The sequence below is a fragment of the Actinoplanes palleronii genome (genome assembly GCF_016862315.1).
Lineage (GTDB): Bacteria > Actinomycetota > Actinomycetes > Mycobacteriales > Micromonosporaceae > Actinoplanes > Actinoplanes palleronii.
Window position 1 is genome coordinate 1 of the sequence record NZ_BOMS01000051.1, and the last position, 12,884, is coordinate 12,884.

Consider the following 12,884-nt stretch of genomic DNA (forward strand, 5'->3'; position numbering starts at 1 on the left):
CGCGCGAGGTCGGTTCGGAGGGCAAGCTCGGCGGTCAGGCCCAGGTCAAGGGCGTTTCCGGTACGTGGCGCGACCTCACCGACAACGTCAATCAGCTGGCCTCCACGCTGACCATCCAGCTCCGCGCGATCGCCGAGGTGTCCACCGCGGTGACCCGGGGTGACCTGACCCAGAGCGTCGCGGTCGAGGCGCAGGGCGAGGTGGCCGAGCTCAAGGACAACATCAACCGGATGATCGTGACGCTCCGCGACACCACCAAGACCAACGCGGAGCAGGGCTGGCTCGACTCGAACCTGGCCCGGATCGGTGGCCTGCTGCAGGGCCAGCGGGACGTCGGCGAGGTCTGCCGCATGATCATGACCGAGGTGACGCCGCTGGTGGACGCGCAGCTCGGCGCGTTCTTCCTGGTCGACAACGAGGAAGCGGTGATGCGCCTGCGGCTGGCCGCGGCGTACGGCTACGTGGCCCGCGATCACGAGGTGACGTTCGGGCCGGGCGAGGCGCTGGTCGGCCAGGCCGCGGTGTCCCGCCGCACGATCCGGGTCCGGGCCACCCACGACGGCATCCTGACCATGCGGTCCGGGTTGCTCGCGATGCCGCCGAACGACCTGGTGGTGCTGCCGGTGCTGTTCGAGGGCGAGATGCTCGGCGTGATCGAGTTCGCGTCGGTGGCCGCGTTCTCCGGGCTGCACCTGACGTTCCTGGAGCGGCTGGTCGCCACGATCGGGGTGGCGCTGAACACGATCCAGGCGAACCGGCGTACCGAGGAGTTGCTGACCCAGTCGCAGCGCCTGGCCCGGGAGATGCAGGACCAGTCGGCCGAGCTGCAGCGCACCAACGCCGAGCTGGAGGACAAGGCCAAGCTGCTGAGCGACCAGAAGGCGAACATCGAGCTGAAGAACCGGGAGATCGAGCTGGCCCGGCTCGGCCTGGAGGAGAAGGCGCAGCAGCTGTCCCGCGCCAACACGTACAAATCCGAGTTCCTCGCCAACATGAGCCACGAGCTGCGCACCCCGCTGAACTCGCTGCTGCTGCTGGCCCGGCTGCTCGCGGACAACACCGATCAGAACCTCACCGACAAGCAGATCGAGTTCGCCCGCACCATCCACAGTGCCGGTTCCGACCTGCTGTCGCTGATCGACGACATCCTGGACCTGTCGAAGATCGAGGCCGGCCGGATGGACGTCGAGCCGGACGTGGTCGACTTCGACGGCATCCGCAGTTACGTCGAGCAGGCGTTCGCCCCGCAGGCCGAGGACAAGGGCCTGCGCTTCGAGGTGGAGCTGGCGCCCGGCCTGCCGGACTCGATCGTCACCGACCCGCAGCGGCTCCAGCAGATCCTGCGCAACCTGCTCTCCAACGCGGTCAAGTTCACCGACCACGGGTCGGTCACGCTGAGCATCTTCGCGGCGTCCCGTGAGTCCGACTCGGACGTTCCTTCGCTGGTCTCGGCGCAGGAGGTGGTGGCGTTCGCGGTCCGGGACACCGGCATCGGCATCTCGGACGAGAAACTGGCGATCATCTTCGAGCCGTTCCAGCAGGCCGACGGCACCACCACCCGCAAGTACGGCGGCACCGGCCTCGGCCTGTCGATCAGCCGGGAGTTCGCCGCGCTGCTCGGCGGCACCATCGCGGTCCGTTCGGTGGCCGGTGAGGGCTCGATCTTCACGCTCTACATGCCGGAGGCGCTGAGCCCGGACGCGATCCCGATGCCGGCCCTGCCCGCCGGGCTGCCGCCGGCCAAGGCGATCTCGGTCCGGCCGGCCCCGGCGCTGAAGATGCCGTCACTGATGGAGATGCCGTCGCTGGCCATGCCGCCTCGCCAGGAGGAACCGGCTCCGGCGAACCCGGCCGGCCGGCAGCTGGACGGCGCCACCGTGCTGATCGTCGACGACGACGTCCGCAACGTCTTCGCCCTGACCAGCGCCCTGGAGATGCACGGGCTGAACGTCCTGTACTCGGACAACGGGGTGGACGGCGTCCGGATCCTGAACGAGCATCCGGAGGTGGACATCGTGCTGATGGACGCGATGATGCCCGACCAGGACGGCTACGAGACGACCCGGGGAATTCGCCGCAATCAGCGTTTCCGGGACCTACCGGTAGTGTTCCTCACAGCGAAGGCGATGCCCGGTGACCGGGAGTCGGCCCTCGCCGCCGGCGCCAGTGACTACATCACCAAGCCGGTCGATCTGGACGAGTTGATCGAATTGATGGCGCGCTGGGTGAACGCGGAGACCACGGAACCGGAACGTGGCTGACCGAGTCTGATCTTCGGTCGCGGCTCTCGAGCCGCGGCCGGGCACGGGCTGGTGAGGCGACGTCGGAAGGAACGAGGTGAGCACGCGTGGGTGAGCGCGCCAAAGCACTGCTGGTCGACGACCGGCGGGACAACCTGCTGGCACTGGAAGCGATCCTGCAGGGTCTGCCGGTGACCGCGGTCGCGGTGGAGAGTGGCGAGGCCGCGCTCAAACAGCTGCTGACCGACGATTTCGCGGTGATCCTGCTCGACGCGCACATGCCCAACATGGACGGTTTCGAGACGGCCAGCCACATCAAACGGCGGGAGCGGACCCGGCACGTGCCGATCCTGTTCCTGACCGCGGCCGATCGGGACGCCCAGCTCGCCCTCCGGGGCTACGCGGTGGGCGCGGTGGATTACCTCACCAAGCCGTTCGACCCGTGGGTGCTGCGGGCCAAGGTCTCCATCTTCGTCGAGCTGTGGGTCAAGAACCAGCAGCTCAAGGCGGTTTCCGAGGCGACGAAGGAACGCGACTCGCAGTGGCTGCGACTGACCGAGACGGTCGACGAGGCAGCCCGGGTGCTGCGGGCCGGCGGCGCGGACGCGGCCACCGAGGCGCTCGCGCTGCTGGAGAAGGCCCGCTGGGGTAGCTGACCGCTCCATGTGACCTGGGTCACCAGAGGCAACGAAGTTGATCGTCCGCACCACAAGCGGTCGAAGCCTCATCCCCCAGGACGCTAGGAGCACCATGCGGCACGTACACCCCGACGACGCCCTCGCCGCGAGCCGTCGCCGCCGCCGGATGATCACGACCCTGGGCGCGGCCGGTGCCGCGGGTGCGGTCACCGCCCTGGTGGCGGTGCTCGTCCCGAACGCCTCGGCCAGCACGTCGTTCGACGCGAACTTCGAGGACGGCGCGAGCGGCTGGACCAAGTCCGGTGGCACCTGGGCCGTGGTGACCGACGGCTCGAAGGTCTACCAGCAGTCCAAGACGGACAGTGAGATCGCCCGGGTGTTCGCCGGCGAGACCTCGTGGGCCGACTACTCGGTGCAGGCCAAGGTCAAGGGTGTCAAGCTGGGCACCGGCCTGGCCGGTGTCGCGGCCCGGGCCAGCGGCTCGTCGACCATGTACCGGCTGGCCCTGCTGGGCGCCGGCAAGGCCGAACTGCAGGCGGTCAAGGGCAGCGCGGTCTCGGTGCTCGGCTCCGCCACGGTCAGCGGCCTGACCGCCTGGCACACCCTGCGGATCGACGCCTCGGGCAGCACGATCAAGGGGTACGTGGACGGCACGGCGATCGGCAGCGGCACCGGTGTGCTGCCCGGCACCGGCCGGATCGGCCTGATCACCAGCTTCGCGTCGGCCGAGTTCGACGACGTCGTGGTGTCCCCGGTGGCGGCCGCGTCCGCGTCCGCCACGGCGACCAAGACCGCGACCGCCAGCCCGACGGCGACCAAGACCGCGACGGCGAGCCCGACGGCGACGAAGACCGCGACCGCGAGCCCGACCAAGACCGCGTCCGCCACACCCACCGCCACCACGAGCGCCACGCCGACCGCGACCGCGTCGGCGTCCACCACCTGGCCGACCGCCAAGGGCGACAAGCCGGTGACCGCCACCATCGCGGTGACCGGCAGCTTCGACGGCGGCAACGTGCGCTACTCGGGCAGCGGCGCGCTCGGCACCGCCTCGCAGGACGAGGACCAGGGTCCGCTCTTCGAGCTGGCCGACGGCGCCACCCTGTCGAACGTGATCCTGGGTGACCCGGCCGCCGACGGCGTGCACTGCAAGGGCTCCTGCACGCTGACCAACGTCTGGTGGGAGAACGTCGGCGAGGACGCCGCGACGTTCAAGGGCGGCACCTCGGCGGTCTACACCGTCAACGGCGGCGGGGCCAAGGGCGCCGACGACAAGGTCTTCCAGCACAACGGCGGCGGCACGCTGACCATCAAGAACTTCCAGGTCAGCGACTACGGCAAGCTGTACCGCTCGTGCGGCAACTGCAAGACCCAGTACAAGCGCTCGGTGGTGGTGCAGAACGTGATCGCCACCGGCAAGGCCAAGGCGCTGGTCGGCATCAACACGAACTTCGGCGACACCGCGACGCTCTCCGGCATCACCGTGGTCGGGTCCGCGGACCTGAAGGTTTGCGTGAAGTTCAAGGGCAACAGCACCGGCGCCGAGCCGACCGAGGTCGGTACCGGCCCGGACGGCGTCAACTGCAAGTACTCGGCCTCCGACGTCACTTTCAAGTGAGGTAGTGGTGGCCGCCGGGTGCCAGCCCGGCGGCCACCGTCCGATTCCACCGCCGTGACCTGAAGGGTGCCGATGCGCGACGCCGCCTTCCACGCGTACTTCGAACGGCACCATGACTCGTTGTCGCGGCTGGCGTACCTGATGACCGGGGACGCCTCGGCCGCCGACGACCTCGCGGCGGACGCCATGACCGAGGTGTGGCGGCACTGGGACCGGGTGCAGGCGGCGGACGACCCGGCGGCGTACGGCCACGGGATCCTGATGAACCTGGCCCGCAACTGGATCCGCAAGCGCAGCCGGGAACGGCTGTTCTCGCTGGAAGTGCTCAAGCGGGCACCGGAGTCGGACGTTCCGGTCGTCCTGGACGTCCGTCGCGCCCTGGCCCGGCTGCCGCACCGGCGGCGGGCCTGCGTGGTCCTGCGGTACGCGTTCGACATGTCCGAACGTGAGGTGGCCAGCACCCTCGGGATCTCCGAGGGCACGGTGAAGAGCGCGACCTCACGCGGAGCGAAGCAATTGGCCGAGATGCTCGGCGGCAGTCTGGCTCGAATCAACGGTTGGGAGGCGGCGCGGTGACGGTCACCGAGAACGAGCTGCGCGCGCTGCTGCGCGCTGAGGCGGCAGCACATCAGCCCGACCGTGTCGTGATCCTGAACCGGGTCACCCAGACGGCGATGCGGAACGAGGCCGCGGCACGCGGGCGGGGTCCGCGGATCCGGATCGCCGGCGCGGCGGTCGCGGTGGCCGCGGTGTTCGGTGGTGGCGGCTTCGCCCAGTGGGCGCTGGCCGGCGGGCCGGACGAGGGTCGGCCCACGCCGCCGCCCCCGGCGGTCACCGCGTCGGTGGGCCCGGCGGTCACCGAGAACGCCACCCCGTCGCCGTCCGGCCCGGCCTCGCCCAGCACGCCGGCCAGCCGGTCGCCGGGCAGTCGCCGGCCCAGCAAGTCGGTGTCGCCGTCGGCGGCCGCGCCGGCCACCTCGGCCCCGGTCACGGACAGTGCCACGATGGGGCCGCTCTGGTCCGACGGCTCGGTCGACGTGGGTGGCGACACCCAGGCCAGCAGCGTGGTGACGATCCGGACCACCGAGCAGCTGACCGCGCTCGAGGTGACCATCCGGGTGGCGAAGACCGCCGAGCTGGTCGCCCGGGGCGGCAGCCAGCAGGTGCCCGGCGCGAGCGTGAACAGCAGCGTCACCGAGGAGGCCGGTGCGCTGGTGTACCGGTTCACGCTCTCGTCGGGGGACACGCTGGCGGCGGGGACGTACACGTTCTTCGCGCGGTACACGTACGCGTCAGGTGGCCGGGATGCCGGAGCCGACGCCTACACGGCCGCCGCGACCAGCGGATCCGGCACCGCGCTGGCGGTCAGCGGTGCCTTCGGCTGAGGTGTCGTCCACAGCCGACGTGATGCCCGCCGGGCTCTCAGGTGGATGTGACAGCATCGGGGTATGCCCGACCTGACCGTGCGGGAGATGACCGCGGACGAGTTCGACGCGTGGCACGAGGCTGTCATGCGTGCCTTCGCCACAGCCCAGGCCGAGGCGGGCTCGGGCACGTTCGAGGAAAACCTGCAACGCACGCGGGATGGCCAGGCGGCGTTGCTGCCGCGCGGCCAGGAGACCCCGGGGATGATCTTCCTTCGTGGCGTACGCGGTGACGGCGCGGTGGTCGGCACGATCTGGATCAGCCTGGAGCACCCGCGGGGTTTCCGGGACTGCGCGTTCCTCTACGAGATCGCGATCGACGAGGAGTTCCAGGGCGCCGGGTACGGCCGGGCCCTGCTCACCGCCGGCGAGCAGGTCGTCCGCGAGCGTGGCGTGCCGGCGCTCGAGCTGAACGTCTTCGGTGACAACGCCCGCGCGATCGGGCTGTATACGACGGCCGGCTACCGGGTGGTCACGCAGCAGATGCGCAAGGACCTGAGGTCAGGCAGTGCTGATCATGAGGGCTGACCGGAGCCCGGTGATGTCGAGCACCCGCATCAGGAAATCGCCCACGTTGGCCAGTGCCAGCACGGTCTGGTTGTGCTGCGCCTTGCGGCTGAGCACGACCAGGGTGCCCAGGCCCTGCGAGTCGCAGAAGGTGACGCCGGCCATGTCCAGCACGATGCGATGCGGTGATTCGTCGGCGAGCACCTCGTTGACGAGAGCAGCCAACTCGGTGACGGTGAGCACGTCGATCTCCCCGGCGAGCTGCATTGTCACCTCGTCGGGGGCGCGCTGAACCGTGATGGACAGCTCGGGTCGCTCCACGACGGTCAGCCTATCCTCTTACTCGCCGATCGGCCCGTCGGGCGCGGTCGAACCAGGCTGTTCCGGACATCAACCGGTGACGTGAACAACCCTCTCAACATAGGCGACCGTGCCCGCTGACAGAATGGGAACCGCTGTGACCACGACATATCCCACCGCGGATCTTCCGTATCCGGAGGACGCCCCGGTCTCCCAGGCCCTCTTCGACCGTGCCCAGACCGTCATCCCGGGCGGGGTCAATTCACCTGTGCGTGCTTTCCGCGCGGTCGGCGGCACGCCGCGCTTCATGGCGCACGGCAGCGGCCCGTGGATGACCGACGTCGACGGCCGGCGGTACGTCGACCTGGTCTGCTCCTGGGGCCCGCTGATCCACGGCCACGCCCACCCGGAGATCGTCGCCGCGGTGCAGAGCGCGGCCGCCCTCGGTACCAGCTTCGGCACTCCCACGGCGGGTGAGGTCGACCTGGCCGAGGAGATCGTCCGGCGCACGCCGATCGACGAGGTGCGGCTGGTCAACTCGGGTACCGAGGCCACGATGACGGCGATCCGGCTGGCCCGGGGCTTCACCGGCCGGTCGAAGATCGTGAAGTTCGCCGGCTGCTACCACGGCCACGTGGACGCCCTGCTGGCCTCGGCCGGCTCCGGGGTGGCCACCCTCGGCCTGCCCGACTCGCCCGGTGTGACCGGTGCGGCGGCGTCCGAGACGATCGTGCTGCCGTACAACGACGTGGCCGCGGTCGAGGCCGCCTTCGCCGCGGAGGGCGACCAGATCGCGGCGATCATCACTGAGGCCGCCCCGGGCAACATGGGCGTGGTCACCCCGCGCGAGGGCTACAACCAGCAGCTCGCCGAGATCGCCCACCGGCACGGCGCGCTGCTGATCGTGGACGAGGTGATGACCGGCTTCCGGGTGTCCGCGGGCGGCTGGGCCGGGCTGCACCCGGTCGACGCCGACCTGTTCACGTTCGGCAAGGTGATGGGCGGCGGCCTGCCCGCGGCGGCGTTCGGCGGCCGCCGGGACATCATGTCGCGGCTCGCCCCGGCCGGCCCGGTCTACCAGGCCGGCACCCTCTCCGGCAATCCGCTGGCCTGCGCCGCGGGCCTGGCCTCGCTGCGGCTCGCTGACGCGGACGCCTACAAGCGGCTGGACGAGCTGGCCACCACGATCGGCTCGCTGGCCTCGGCCGCGCTGACCGAGGCGTCGGTGCCGCACCGGTTGTCGTACGCGGGAAACATGTTCTCGATCTTCTTCACCGACAACGAGGTCACCGACTACGACTCGGCGAAGACCCAGGACGCCGCGGCGTTCAAGGCGTTCTTCCACGCCATGCTGGCGCGCGGGGTCTATCTCCCGCCGAGCGCCTTCGAGTCGTGGTTCGTGTCGACCGCGATCGACGACGCGGCGCTGGAGCAGATCTCCGCCGCGCTGCCACACGCCGCCAGGGCCGCTGCGGGGAGCTGAAGAGAAGTGACTGACTTGTCCAAAAACGAAAACACTGTGCCGTCCAGGACCACGGTGCACGTCTTCCGCCACGGTGAGGTGTTCAACCCCACCAAGATCCTTTACGGCCGGCTGCCGGATTTCCACCTCTCCGAGCTCGGTCATCAGATGGCCAAGGCGGCCGCCTCGGCGCTGTCCGGCCGGGACGTGACGCACGTGGTGGCCAGCCCGCTGGAGCGCGCGCGGGAGACGGCCGAGCCGATCTCCGCCGAGTTCAAGCTGGAGACGGCGACCGACGTCCGGCTGATCGAGAGTGCGAACTTCTTCGAGGGCAAGCGGGTCTCGGTCGGTGACGGCGCGTTCAGCAACCCCCGGCACTGGTGGGTGCTGCGCGACCCGATCACCCCGTCCTGGGGTGAGGCCTACCTGGCGATCGCGCAGCGGATGTTCGAGGCCGTGCAGGCGGCCCGCGTGGCGGCCGAGGGCCACGAGGCGGTCTGCGTCTCGCACCAGCTGCCGATCTGGACGCTCCGGCGCTACGTCGAGGGCAAGCGCCTGTGGCACGATCCGCGCAAGCGGGAGTGCGGCCTGGCGAGCCTGACCTCGTTCCGGTTCGAGGGGTCCAAGGTGGTCGGCATCGACTACTCCGAACCGGCCGCGCACCTGGTCGCGCTCTCCGCCACCGCCAAGACCGCCAAGGGAGCCTGACGTGCGCCGTCTCCTCGCCGCCACGCTGGCCGCGGTCGCCCTTACCGGCGTCCTGGCCGGCTGCGGCGCGGAGAACTGGGCGAAGAAGTGCACCACCACGAACGGCGTGGTGGAGTGCGACGAGGCGGACCGGCCGCAGATCGGCGACGTGACCGGCGAGCTGCTGGACGGCACGAAGTACGACATCGCCACCGACCGCGGCAAGGTCATCGTGATCAACTTCTGGGGCTCCTGGTGCGCACCGTGCCGGGCCGAGGCGCCCGACCTGGAGAAGGTCTACCAGGGCGCCAAGGACAAGAACGTGACGTTCCTGGGCATCGACTCGCGGGACGACCGGGACTCGGCGAAGGCGTTCGAGCGGGGCCGGATGACGTACCCGAGCATCTACGACTTCGACGGTGACGTCGCGCTCCAGTTCGAGATCACCCAGACCACCACGCCGGCCACGCTGATCCTGGACCGCCAGGGCCGGATCGCGGTCGCGCTGCGGCGCTCGACCACCGCCGGTGAGCTGCAACCGCTGGTGGAACGGGTGGCCGCGGAGGTGACCGGCTGATGGACGACGCCTTCAAGGAGATGGCCGCCAGCGGCCCGCTGCTGCTGGCAGTCGGCGCGGCACTGATCGCCGGGCTGGTCAGCATCCTGTCGCCGTGCGTGCTGCCGCTGGTGCCGGGCTATCTCTCCTACGTCACCGGGTTGGCCGGCGCCGACCTGGAAGCGGCGATCGGCACCACCCGTCCGGAGCCGGTCGAGGCCGGCGGGGTCGCCACCACGACCCGGGTGGTGGCGGTGAAGAGCCGGGTGCTGGCCGGGAGCCTGCTCTTCGTACTCGGTTTCACCGTGGTCTTCACGCTGCTCATCACGCTGGTGTCGAACGTGGTGTTCAGCCTGAAGACCAACCAGGACACGCTCAACCTGATCCTCGGCGTGCTGATCATCGGGCTCGGCCTGGCGTACCTCGGGGTGATCCCGGGGTTGCAGCGGGAGGCCCGGTTCAGCAAGCTGCCGGCGGCCGGCCTGCTCGGGGCGCCGGTGTTCGGCGCGATCTTCGCGCTCTCCTGGACGCCGTGTGTCGGCCCCACCCTCGGCGCGGTGATCGGCCTGGCCACCACGACCGGGCAGACCGACCGCGCGGTGATCCTGGCGATCGCCTTCAGCCTGGGGCTGGGCATCCCGTTCATCCTGTTCGGGTTGTTCTTCCGCAAGCTGCTCGGCGTCTTCAAGGCGATCCGCCGCAACAGCCGCTGGGTGACCCGGATCGGCGGCGGCCTGCTGATCCTGGTCGGTGTAGCCCTGGTCAGCGGCCAGTGGGACTACTTCCTGATCTGGCTGCAGACGACGTTCGACTTCGGCGCGGGGACACTGCTGTGACAGTCGTCGAGGACCGTCCGGCCACCGCCGAGGCGCCGCAGCCGCGCCGGGTGAACCCGCTCTGGGCATTGCTGCGCAACTCGTGGCGGCAGCTGACCAGCATGCGTACCGCGCTGGTGCTGCTGTTCCTGCTGGCCGTCGCGGCGATCCCGGGCTCGTACTTCCCGCAGACCTCGGTGAACCGGGAGCGGGTGTCGCAGTACTACACCGCGCATCCGGACCTGGCGCCGTGGGTGGCCCGGCTGGGCGGCTTCGACGTCTTCGCGTCGGCCTGGTTCGCGGCGATCTACCTGCTGCTCTTCACGTCGCTGGTCGGCTGCGTGCTGCCCCGGCTGCGTGACCACGCGCGAGCGATGGCGTCGATGCCGCCGACCGCGCCGAAACGGCTGGAACGACTGCCGCAGCACGCTGCGGCGTCCACCCGGCCGGAGGACCCGGCCGCCGCGGCGGCGAGCCTGGCCCGGACGCTGCGCCGCAAGCTGTTCCGGACCCGGGTGGTGCCGCTGCCGGACGGCGGGTTCTCGGTCGCGGCCGAGAAGGGCTACCTCAAGGAGACCGGCAACCTGCTGTTCCACTTCGCGCTGCTGGCCGTGCTGATCGGGGTCGGCTTCGGACACTGGTACGGCTGGCACGGCAACCGGCTGCTGGTCACCGGCGCCGACCAGGGCTTCTGCAACACCATCACGCAGTACGACGACTCCGCGCTGGGCCCGCGCGTGGACGCCGGCGACCTGCCGAAGTTCTGCATGCGGATGACCGATTTCGAGGCCACCTACCAGAGCACCGGCCAGCCCAAGTCGTTCCTGGCCTCGGTCGAGGTCAAGGAGGGCAACGGGACGTACCAGCCGGCCGACTTCACGGTCAACGACCCGCTCCGGCTGCACCACGCCAACGTGCACCTGATCGGCCAGGGTTACGCGCCGATCCTGCGCTACACCGACAAGTACGGCGTCAGCCAGACCAAGATCGTCCCGTTCCTGCCCACCGACGCCATGCAGACCAGCACGGGTGTCGCCCAGTTCCCGGACGTCAACATCGATCCGAAGACGAACCAGCGCGACCCCAAGCTGCAGGTCGGCTTCGAGGGCGTCTTCCTGCCGACCGGCAGCACCGACGGCAGCGCCACGTCGACGTTCCCGGCCGCGAACAACCCGATGCTCTACCTGGCGGCGTACCGCGGGAACCTGGGCCTGGACGTGGGCAAGGCAGGCTCGGTCTACGCCCTGGACCGCGGCCAGATCACCAACGGCGAGCTGAAGAAGGTCAGCGGCGAGCGGCCGTACGCGTTGAAGCCCGGACAGACCTGGACCCTCGACGACGGCAGCAAGCTGGAGTTCGTCGGCACCCGCCAGTTCGCCACGCTCTCCATCCGGTACGACCCGACGCAGACGACGGTGCTGGCCGGCGCGGTGCTCGGGCTGCTCGGCCTGATGCTCTCGCTCTTCGTGCACCGGCGCCGGGTCTGGTTCCGGGTGTCCCCTGCCGAGGGTCCGGACACCGGCGGTAGCGTGATCGAAGCCGGTGGTCTGCCCCGCACCGACTATCCGGGGTTCGCGGCCGAATTCGCCGCGCTGACCCGCACCGACACCGATGGCGGGCCACCCGGACACGCCGAGGAAGGAACGCCCTGATGGCGAATCTGTCCGACCAGCTCATGGCCCTGGCCGTGCTGACCTACCTGGCCGCCATGGTCTGTTACGCGGGTGAGTACGCGTTCGGCCGCCGCAGCCGGATCGGCAAGGCGGCGAACCGCCCGGCCCGGCAGCTCGTCGGCGCCGGCGCGCCGGTGGACGCCGAGGTCCCGGCCGACCCTGTGGTGACCGAGCCGGCCGCCCCGGAGAAGCCGGGCCGCGGCGAGTGGGCCGGCCGCATCGCGGTGGCACTCAACGTCGTCGCGCTGGCCCTGCACCTGGGCACCCTGGTCACCCGCGGCATCGCCGCCGACCGGATGCCCTGGGGCAACATGTACGAGTACATCGCCTCGGCCGCCTTCGTCGGCTCGGCGGTGTTCATGGGTGTGCTGCTGCGCCGCCCGGCCCTGCGGCACCTCGGCCTGTTCTCCTCGCTGGCGCTGGTGATGCTGCTCGGCGCGGCCGCGCTGGTCGCCTACACGCCGGTCGGCCCGCTGGTGCCGGCGCTGCACTCGTACTGGTTCATCGTGCACGTCTCGACGATCATCATCTCGTCCGGCATCTTCCTGATCGGCGCGGTCCCGGCCGCCATGTTCCTGATCAAGAACGGCTACGACCAGGGCAAGCGCAGCTTCCCCTACACGCTGGGCAAGCGGGTGCCGACGCCGGCCGCGGCGCTCGAGCGGCTGACGTTCCGGCTGCACGCGTTCGCGTTCCCGCTGTTCACGTTCGGTGCCCTGATCGCCGGGCCGCTGTGGGCCGAGGCGTCCTGGGGCCGGTACTGGGGCTGGGACCCCAAGGAGGTCTGGGCGTTCATCTCCTGGGTCGTCTACGCGGCCTACCTGCACGCCCGGGCCACCCCGAGCGTCAAGCGGACCGCCGCGACCTGGATCGCGCTGCTCGGCTTCGTGACGATGCTGATGAACCTGTTCGGCGTCAACCTGTTCTTCGAAGGGCTGCACAGCTACGCCAACGCCGGCTGAGG

The 12,884-nt window shown here is 70.3% G+C and carries 13 protein-coding genes; 12 read left to right on the forward strand and 1 reads right to left on the reverse strand.

What is annotated here, in order from left to right; all coding sequences use genetic code 11:
- From Apa02nite_RS18530 to Apa02nite_RS18555, 6 genes are all read left to right on the forward strand, one after another.
- Window positions 1-2,261, forward strand: a 2,261-nt coding sequence (locus tag Apa02nite_RS18530) for an ATP-binding protein (RefSeq protein WP_203826116.1), incomplete at its 5' end; no start/stop codon positions are given.
- Window positions 2,262-2,347: 86 nt separating this feature from the next.
- Window positions 2,348-2,896 carry a response regulator gene (locus Apa02nite_RS18535; protein WP_067687709.1) on the forward strand — a complete coding sequence of 183 codons (549 nt, stop codon included), beginning with the start codon at window positions 2,348-2,350 and terminating at the stop codon, window positions 2,894-2,896.
- Between the two features lie 94 nt (window positions 2,897-2,990).
- Entirely contained in the window at window positions 2,991-4,496 is a 1,506-nt protein-coding gene (locus tag Apa02nite_RS18540) for a pectate lyase (RefSeq protein ID WP_203826117.1), read from the forward strand.
- 72 nt (window positions 4,497-4,568) lie between these two features.
- Window positions 4,569-5,072: a SigE family RNA polymerase sigma factor gene (locus tag Apa02nite_RS18545; RefSeq protein WP_067687713.1), complete on the forward strand. Its 504-nt coding sequence runs from the start codon at window positions 4,569-4,571 to the stop codon at window positions 5,070-5,072.
- Entirely contained in the window at window positions 5,069-5,881 is an 813-nt protein-coding gene (locus tag Apa02nite_RS18550; protein ID WP_203826118.1) for a hypothetical protein, read from the forward strand. The genes Apa02nite_RS18545 and Apa02nite_RS18550 overlap by 4 nt, the downstream gene beginning before the upstream one ends.
- A 63-nt stretch (window positions 5,882-5,944) precedes the next feature.
- Window positions 5,945-6,448 (forward strand): GNAT family N-acetyltransferase, encoded by a 504-nt coding sequence (locus tag Apa02nite_RS18555; protein WP_203826119.1) that lies wholly within the window; start codon window positions 5,945-5,947, stop codon window positions 6,446-6,448.
- Here the strand turns inward: Apa02nite_RS18555 and Apa02nite_RS18560 are convergent.
- Complete coding sequence (locus tag Apa02nite_RS18560) at window positions 6,422-6,748, reverse strand: STAS domain-containing protein (protein WP_203826120.1); 327 nt, start codon at window positions 6,746-6,748, stop codon at window positions 6,422-6,424. The genes Apa02nite_RS18555 and Apa02nite_RS18560 overlap by 27 nt on opposite strands.
- 124 nt (window positions 6,749-6,872) lie before the next feature.
- On the opposite strand from Apa02nite_RS18560, the gene hemL reads away from it, so the two are divergent.
- From hemL to ccsB, 6 genes are read left to right on the forward strand one after another with little or no spacing between them, the layout of a single operon-like run.
- Window positions 6,873-8,210, forward strand: a complete 1,338-nt coding sequence (gene hemL, locus Apa02nite_RS18565) for a glutamate-1-semialdehyde 2,1-aminomutase (protein ID WP_203826121.1) — start codon at window positions 6,873-6,875, stop codon at window positions 8,208-8,210.
- Between the two features lie 36 nt (window positions 8,211-8,246).
- Window positions 8,247-8,897: a histidine phosphatase family protein gene (locus Apa02nite_RS18570; protein WP_203826122.1), complete on the forward strand. Its 651-nt coding sequence runs from the start codon at window positions 8,247-8,249 to the stop codon at window positions 8,895-8,897.
- 1 nt (window position 8,898) lies between these two features.
- On the forward strand, window positions 8,899-9,453 hold the full coding sequence (locus tag Apa02nite_RS18575; protein WP_067687722.1) for a TlpA family protein disulfide reductase: 555 nt from the start codon (window positions 8,899-8,901) through the stop codon (window positions 9,451-9,453).
- Window positions 9,453-10,268, forward strand: coding sequence for a cytochrome c biogenesis CcdA family protein (locus Apa02nite_RS18580; protein ID WP_203826123.1), 816 nt, complete (start codon window positions 9,453-9,455; stop codon window positions 10,266-10,268). Before Apa02nite_RS18575 ends, Apa02nite_RS18580 begins: the two co-directional genes overlap by 1 nt.
- Window positions 10,265-11,899 (forward strand): cytochrome c biogenesis protein ResB, encoded by a 1,635-nt coding sequence (gene resB, locus Apa02nite_RS18585; RefSeq protein ID WP_203826124.1) that lies wholly within the window; start codon window positions 10,265-10,267, stop codon window positions 11,897-11,899. The genes Apa02nite_RS18580 and resB overlap by 4 nt, the downstream gene beginning before the upstream one ends.
- The gene (ccsB, locus tag Apa02nite_RS18590) at window positions 11,899-12,882 is read left to right on the forward strand and encodes a c-type cytochrome biogenesis protein CcsB (protein ID WP_203826125.1); all 984 of its coding nucleotides are present in this window, start codon (window positions 11,899-11,901) and stop codon (window positions 12,880-12,882) included. The genes resB and ccsB overlap by 1 nt, the downstream gene beginning before the upstream one ends.
- The last annotated feature ends 2 nt before the right edge of the window (window positions 12,883-12,884 follow it).

Coding starts and splice junctions, on each gene's coding strand:
- Apa02nite_RS18540 (WP_203826117.1), top strand. CDS start 2,991: ATGCGGCACGTACACCCCGACGACGCCCTCGCCGCGAGCCGTCGCCGC.
- Apa02nite_RS18545 (WP_067687713.1), top strand. CDS start 4,569: ATGCGCGACGCCGCCTTCCACGCGTACTTCGAACGGCACCATGACTCG.
- Apa02nite_RS18555 (WP_203826119.1), top strand. CDS start 5,945: ATGCCCGACCTGACCGTGCGGGAGATGACCGCGGACGAGTTCGACGCG.
- hemL (WP_203826121.1), top strand. CDS start 6,873: ATGGGAACCGCTGTGACCACGACATATCCCACCGCGGATCTTCCGTAT.
- Apa02nite_RS18580 (WP_203826123.1), top strand. CDS start 9,453: ATGGACGACGCCTTCAAGGAGATGGCCGCCAGCGGCCCGCTGCTGCTG.
- ccsB (WP_203826125.1), top strand. CDS start 11,899: ATGGCGAATCTGTCCGACCAGCTCATGGCCCTGGCCGTGCTGACCTAC.